Annotated in this window: 6 protein-coding genes; 2 read left to right on the top strand and 4 right to left on the bottom strand. The window is 62.4% G+C overall.

All coding sequences use genetic code 11. From position 1 onward, the window contains the following. Window positions 1-623: helicase-related protein (locus tag EOA36_RS22915; protein WP_281040073.1), on the top strand; the 623-nt coding region annotated here is incomplete at its 5' end. Here the strand turns inward: EOA36_RS22915 and EOA36_RS22910 are convergent. From EOA36_RS22910 to EOA36_RS22895, 4 genes are all read right to left on the bottom strand, one after another. Continuing rightward, window positions 575-1,327 carry a DUF502 domain-containing protein gene (locus EOA36_RS22910; protein ID WP_127279539.1) on the bottom strand — a complete coding sequence of 251 codons (753 nt, stop codon included), beginning with the start codon at window positions 1,325-1,327 and terminating at the stop codon, window positions 575-577. The genes EOA36_RS22915 and EOA36_RS22910 overlap by 49 nt on opposite strands. Before the next feature lie 93 nt (window positions 1,328-1,420). Continuing rightward, a complete protein-coding gene (glmS, locus tag EOA36_RS22905) occupies window positions 1,421-3,244 on the bottom strand; it encodes a glutamine--fructose-6-phosphate transaminase (isomerizing) (protein WP_127279538.1) in 1,824 nt (607 codons plus the stop codon). A 201-nt stretch (window positions 3,245-3,445) separates the two neighbouring features. Beyond that, on the bottom strand, window positions 3,446-4,822 hold the full coding sequence (gene glmU, locus EOA36_RS22900; protein WP_127279537.1) for a bifunctional UDP-N-acetylglucosamine diphosphorylase/glucosamine-1-phosphate N-acetyltransferase GlmU: 1,377 nt from the start codon (window positions 4,820-4,822) through the stop codon (window positions 3,446-3,448). A gap of 123 nt (window positions 4,823-4,945) precedes the next feature. Continuing rightward, window positions 4,946-5,692, bottom strand: a complete 747-nt coding sequence (locus EOA36_RS22895) for a cytochrome c biogenesis CcdA family protein (protein ID WP_127279536.1) — start codon at window positions 5,690-5,692, stop codon at window positions 4,946-4,948. Between the two features lie 283 nt (window positions 5,693-5,975). Here EOA36_RS22895 and EOA36_RS22890 point away from each other — a divergent pair, with 283 nt between their 5' ends. Then, on the top strand, window positions 5,976-6,353 hold the full coding sequence (locus EOA36_RS22890; RefSeq protein WP_127279535.1) for a hypothetical protein: 378 nt from the start codon (window positions 5,976-5,978) through the stop codon (window positions 6,351-6,353). The last annotated feature ends 231 nt before the right edge of the window (window positions 6,354-6,584 follow it).

Genomic DNA, 6,584 nt, shown 5'->3' with positions numbered 1-6,584 from the left:
AGTCAGAAGAGATAAAACTGATGTCGGCCGAGGATCGTTTCGCCTCGCTGAAGCCGCTGTTCGGCGATCGCATCGGCCTTGTCCATGGCCGCATGAAGGGTGCCGAGAAGGACGAGGCAATGCGCGCCTTCAAGCAGGGCGAGACGCGCATCCTGATCGCCACCACTGTCATCGAGGTCGGCGTCGACGTGCCTGACGCCACGATCATGGTCATTGAGCATGCCGAGCGATTCGGTCTCGCCCAATTGCACCAGCTGCGCGGCCGGGTCGGGCGCGGCGATATCAAGTCATCCTGCGTGCTGCTCTACAAGGACCCGCTCGGCGAAACCGCCAAACGCCGGCTGTCGGTGATGCGTGAGACGGAGGACGGCTTCCTGATCGCCGAGGAGGACCTGAAATTGCGCGGCGAAGGCGAATTGCTCGGCACGCGCCAGTCCGGCACGCCGGGTTTCCAGGTGGCGCGGATCGAGGCGCATGCCGACCTTCTCGAAGCCGCGCGAGACGATGCCAGGCTGATCCTGTCGCGCGACCCCGAATTGCAATCGGATCGCGGCGAGGCGCTGCGGCTCCTGCTCTACTTGTTTGGCCGCGACGAGGCCGTGCGGCTCCTGCGCGCCGGATGAGGGCTTAGCGGCGGATTGGCCAGGGTTCCGTTGATCGGCTCACCGTTCAGCGTCACCAATTTCGTCTTTACCTCAGGGGCCACCAACCCGGCCGACACGATCAGCTTGGCGCCGTCCTCGATCGTCATGTCGAGCGGCACGATGTCGGATTTGGGCACATACATCAGGAAACCGGTCGTCGGGTTCGGCGTGCACGGCATGAACACGGCGATCAGCGGATCACCTTCCTGGTCGAGCTTCTGATTGATCTCGGTTTCCTTCTCGCTGGCGACAAACACCAGCGACCACACACCCTTGCGTGGATATTCGACCAGCCCAACCTGACGGAACATGTCGCCCTTGTTCGACAGCACGGTCTCGAAAATCTGCTTCAGCGAGCCATAGATGCCGCGCACCAGCGGCATGCGGCCAAGCAGGCGCTCGCCAAATCCGACTATGGCGCGGCCGACAATGTTGGCGGCGAGAAAACCGATCAGCGTTATCAGGATCAGCGCGACGATCAGCCCGAACCCCGGAACCGGGAACGGCAGGTAGGTATCGGGGCTGTAACGCGCCGGGATATAGGGTTTGACCCAGGAATCGACCCAGCCGATGAACGACCATGCGATATAGGCGGTGATCGCCAGTGGGGCGCAGACGACGAAGCCCGTGAGGAAATAGTTCCTCAGCCGGGTCATGCCGGGGGTCTTCGGAGCATCGGACATGGTTCACCGGGCGCGCGGATTGCGCCGCAACATTAGTGAACCGGAAGACGGTTTGGAACTGCGAAGTTTTTAAAGGCGCCTGTTTAAGAGTGCCTATTCCACCGTCACCGATTTCGCCAGATTGCGCGGCTGATCGACGTCGGTGCCCATGAACACGGCGGCGAAATAGGCGAGCATCTGGATCGGCAGCGCATAGATGATCGGCGAGATGATTTCCGGCACATCCGGCAGCACGATCGTCTCCATCGTCTTCACGCTCACCTGTGCCGCACCTTTGCTGTCCGTGATCAGGATGATCTTGCCACCGCGCGCCGCCACTTCCTGCATGTTGGACACGGTCTTTTCGAAGATGCGGTCGTGCGGCGCAATCACGATCACCGGCATGTTCTCGTCGATCAGCGCGATCGGCCCGTGCTTCAGCTCGCCCGCCGCATAGCCTTCGGCATGGATGTAGGAGATTTCCTTGAGCTTCAGCGCGCCTTCCATGGCCAGCGGGAAATTGGTGTCGCGCCCGAGATAGAGCACGTCCTTGTAGCGCGACAGCTCGCGCGCGATCCGTTCGATCTGCTCTTCGAGCTTCAGCACCTGGTTGGCATAGCGCGGTGCTTCCGAAAGCGCTCGCACCAGCGTCTTCTCTTGCTCCGTCGAGATCGCCCCGCGCGCCACGCCGGCGCGCACGGCAAGCGACGCGAGCACGGACAATTGACAGGTGAAAGCCTTGGTCGAAGCGACGCCGATCTCCGGCCCCGCGAGCGTCGGCAGCACCACGTCGGATTCGCGCGCCATGGTCGATTCCCGCACGTTGACGACGGCGCCGATCTTCATGCCGGCCTTGCGGCAATAGCGCAGCGAGGCCAGCGTATCGGCGGTCTCACCGGACTGCGAGATGAAGAAGGCCGCATCGTTCGCCGACAGCGGCATCTCGCGGTAACGGAATTCCGATGCGACATCGATATCGACCGGGAGTCTCGCATAGCGCTCGAACCAGTATTTACCGACAAGGCCGGCGAGATAGGCAGTGCCACAGGCGGAGATGGCCAAGCGGCCGATCTTGGCGAAATCGAATGGCAGGTCGAGCGGCTTGGACACGCCGGAGACAAAATCGACATAATGCGCCAGCGTGTGCGAGATCACCTCGGGCTGCTCGTGGATTTCCTTCTCCATGAAATGGCGGCGGTTGCCCTTGTCGACCATGAAGCTGGTCGACAGCGACTGCTGGCGCCTGCGGTCGACTTGTCTGCCGTCGATGTCGAAGATGGCGACGCTGTCGCGGCGCACCACCGCCCAGTCGCCGTCTTCGAGATAGGTGATCGAGTTGGTGAACGGAGCGAGCGCGATGGCGTCGGACCCCAAGAACATCTCGCCATCGCCATGGCCGACCGCCAGTGGGGGGCCGTTGCGGGCGCCGACGATCAGGTCCTCGTCGCCCTTGAACATGATGGCCAGCGCAAAAGCGCCTTCCAGCCGCTTCAGCGCCTTGTGCGCGGCCTCGACCGGCTTCAGCCCCTTGGCGAGCTCCCTCGCCACCAGATGCGCAACGACCTCCGTGTCGGTCTGCGACGAGAAGGAATAGCCGTCGCGGATCAACTCGTCGCGCAATTCGGCAAAATTCTCGATGATGCCGTTGTGGACAATAGCGACGCCGTCGGAAAAATGCGGATGCGCATTGGTCTCGTTGGGCACGCCGTGGGTCGCCCAGCGGGTGTGGCCGATACCGATCGTGCCATCGAGCGGCTCGTCCTTGAGCCGGCGTTCGAGGTTGACCAGCTTGCCTTCGGCGCGGCGGCGGCCGAGCACGCCCTTTTCGATGGTGGCGACGCCTGCCGAGTCATAGCCGCGATATTCGAGCCGCTTCAGCGCATCGACGATAAGCGGCGCAACCTGGGAGTGGCCGACGATTCCAACGATACCGCACATGCAGACAGTCCCCGATTGCCCATGGAAAACCAGCGCTATTTAGGGGTGGCCGGCCTGCCGCGAAAGTCACATTGCATTTCGTCCCGTGTAACGGACGCTTCTGCAGGCATGCACCATGACAGCCCGCCCTTGCAATCCGGTTACTGCAATCGCTCGGTTTTTCGATTGCTTCGGCGAGAAAGCAGCCCCGTCGACCAATCGCTAATGGTCGGCGCCAGCCGCCTTTTTCTTCGCCGCCGCTGCGGAGGCAAACCGTTCGCGCAATTCCTTGGCTTTGCCGGGAATCGTCTTCTGGCGGGCACGGCCGAAGGCCAGCGCATCGTCGGGCACGCTTTCTGTGATGACGCTGCCCGAGGCGATATAGCCGCCCTTGCCGATGGTGACCGGCGCCACCAGTGAGGAATTCGAGCCGATGAAGGCGCCCTCGCCGATATCGGTGAAGAATTTCGAATAGCCGTCATAGTTGCAGGTGATGGTGCCGGCGCCGATATTGGCCCCGGCGCCGACGCGGGCATCCCCGATATAGGTCAAATGGTTGACCTTGGCGCCCTCCTCGATAACGGCCTGCTTGACCTCGCAAAAATTGCCGACCTTGGACTTCTGCTTGAGATCGGCGCCCGCCCGCAGCCGTGCGAACGGCCCGACATCGCAATTGGAAGCAATGGTGGCGCCCTCGATATGGCTGAAGGCGTGGATCTTGGCGCCCGAGGCAACCCTCACACCCGGTCCAAACCAGACATTGGGTTCGACGATCGTGTCGGCGCCAATTTCGGTATCGTGCGAGAAATAGACGGTTTCCGGAGCAATCAGCGTCACGCCCGACAGCATCGCCTCATGGCGCCGACGCGCCTGCCAGATGGCTTCGGCTTGCGCCAGTTCGGCGCGGTTGTTGATGCCCAGCGCACTTTCGAAGCTGGCTTCGGTGGCAACGACATCAAGGCCCTGTGCACTGGCGATCTCGACGATATCGGTGAGATAATACTCGCCCTTGGCATTCTTGTTGCCGACGGCGTCGAGCAGTTTGAGCGCGTGCGCGCCGGCCACCGCCATCATGCCGGCATTGCAGAAGCCGATCTTCTTCTCTTCTTCGGAGCAATCCTTTTCCTCGCGGATCGCTATCAGCTTGCCTCCCTTTTCGATCAGCCGGCCATAGCCGGTCGGGCTGGGCGGTCGGAAACCGATGACCACGACAGCGGCACCTTCAGCCAGTTTCAGTCGCGCCACCGTCAGGGCATCCGCATCGATCAGCGGCGTATCACCGAACATGACGAGGACATCGTCATAACCCTTTGATATCGCTTCGCGAGCGGCGAGGACGGCATGCGCCGTGCCAAGGCGTTTGTCCTGAACGAAGGTCTCCGCCTTCGGTGCAAATTTCGCCGCCGCCTTACGCATCTCATCCGCGCCATGCCCGATGACCAGCGCCTGGCCGCTGGCGCCAGCGGCCTCGGCCGCCTTCACCACATGAGCTACCATCGGCAACCCCGCGATCTGGTGCAGCACCTTCGGCAGCGCGCTCTTCATGCGCGTGCCTTCGCCGGCGGCGAGGATGACGGACAGGCAGGTTCTCTGGCTCATGAAGGCAACCATATGAAAAGGGTTGGGAATCAAATCATGCTAGCAGTGGCGCGATGCTGCACCAATGCGGTTAAATTCCGGTGAGATGCAGACGGAAGAGCAACTGACTTCTAATCAGTAGGCTTACCCCAGCCGCCCCAGCAGCGGAAAATTCTCCAGCAGCCAATAAGACACCGCCTGCACGCCGCCGGTGAGGAAAAACACGCCGGCGACGACCAGCAGCGCGCCGATCGCCTTTTCGACGCGGCCGAGATGGACGCGGAATTTGCCGAGGAAGCGCATGAAAGCGCCGGAGAACAGCGCGGCGATCAGGAACGGGATGCCGAGGCCGAGCGAATAGGCGGCGAGCAGCAGCGCGCCCTCGCCCACGGTTTCACGGCCGCCGGCCAGCGTCAGGATCGGTCCCAGCACCGGTCCGATGCAGGGCGTCCAGCCGAAGGCGAAGGCAAGGCCCATGACATAGGCGGCGACGGCGCTGGCCGGCTTGCCCTGCGACTGGAAGCGCGCCTCGCGCGACAACAAGGGGATGCGCAGGATGCCCAGAAAATTCAGGCCCATCAGGATGATCAGCACCCCGGCGCCCATCGCCAGCGGCTCCTGCCAGACGCGCAGCAGCCGGCCGATGGTCGAGGCGCCGGCGCCGAGCGCGACGAACACGGTCGAAAAGCCGAGCACGAAGGCGATCGAGGAGTAGAGCAGCGCGCCGCGTGCGCCCTGACTTGCGGTCGCGCCCGCATTGCCGCGGAAATCGTCGACCGATATGCCGGCCATGTAGCAGAGATAGGGCGGCACCAGCGGCAGCACGCATGGCGACAGGAACGAGATGGCCCCCGCCCCGACCGCGCTGACATAGCCGATGTCCAATGCCATTCCAAAGCTCCTACTGTTCCGGCGCCGATATAGCGACGCGCCGACCTGTGCGCCAATCACCAATGTGTGGCAACCGGTCGCCGTTCGGGCAATCGCACTCGCCCCGAATTCAGCTGCGCCACCCATCTTAGTACGACCGAACCGAGAGAATTGTTACGGGCAACGAGGCCCGCCAGCTGCCAATGTCCTCAAGCCTCTCGGGAAGAAAACCCGACCGGCAGGCGTTGACACGACGAGGCCGCGATTTCCCGCGCACCTCCACATATTAGCCAGGGAGATTTCCATGAAGACCATAACTGTAGGGCTAGCCGCGCTTTTGCTCAGCACCGTCGCATCCCTCGCCGCCGATGCGTGGAAGGAAGCCAATGTCGGAGGCACCAAGATCTACACCAACGCCAAGGGCATGACGCTTTATACCTACGACAAGGATGAGAAGGGCAAGTCGAACTGCGACGACAAATGCGCCGCCAACTGGCCACCGTTGAAGGCCGAAGCCGGCGCGAAGGCCTCCGAAGGATGGACGATCGTCAAGCGCACCGACGGCACCAAGATGTGGGCCTATGACGGCAAGCCGGTCTACACCTTCATCAAGGACAAGAAAGCCGGAGATGTGGGCGGCGATGGCGTCGCCGGCGTCTGGCACATCGCCAAAGCCGACTGAACCCCTCAACGCCATATCCTGCCCGCTGGGGGACATGGGTTGGTCGCCGGCATCCTTGCCCGATCCGGCGATTGGCTTTTTTGTGAACCATGGCGCGCCCCGGTCCGGCATTCCGGCGGATCTTTCCTCGACTCACCGAAAAATGAACCGGGTCATCTTTCGAGACTGGCGACGATCATCCAGCCTGACCGAAATTCTGTGATTTCTCCATACACTCTTAGAGTGTATTGC

The sequence above is a fragment of the Mesorhizobium sp. M8A.F.Ca.ET.021.01.1.1 genome (assembly GCF_003998025.1).
In the GTDB taxonomy this organism is placed as follows: domain Bacteria; phylum Pseudomonadota; class Alphaproteobacteria; order Rhizobiales; family Rhizobiaceae; genus Mesorhizobium.
The sequence above is the reverse complement of the archived record's forward strand: the minus strand, read 5'-3'. Positions and strand labels throughout refer to the sequence as shown.

Bases quoted from the DNA above. Each gene is read 5' to 3' on its own strand.
- EOA36_RS22910 (WP_127279539.1), bottom strand. From the start codon at position 1,327: ATGTCCGATGCTCCGAAGACCCCCGGCATGACCCGGCTGAGGAACTAT.
- glmS (WP_127279538.1), bottom strand. From the start codon at position 3,244: ATGTGCGGTATCGTTGGAATCGTCGGCCACTCCCAGGTTGCGCCGCTT.
- glmU (WP_127279537.1), bottom strand. From the start codon at position 4,822: ATGAGCCAGAGAACCTGCCTGTCCGTCATCCTCGCCGCCGGCGAAGGC.
- EOA36_RS22895 (WP_127279536.1), bottom strand. From the start codon at position 5,692: ATGGCATTGGACATCGGCTATGTCAGCGCGGTCGGGGCGGGGGCCATC.
- EOA36_RS22890 (WP_127279535.1), top strand. From the start codon at position 5,976: ATGAAGACCATAACTGTAGGGCTAGCCGCGCTTTTGCTCAGCACCGTC.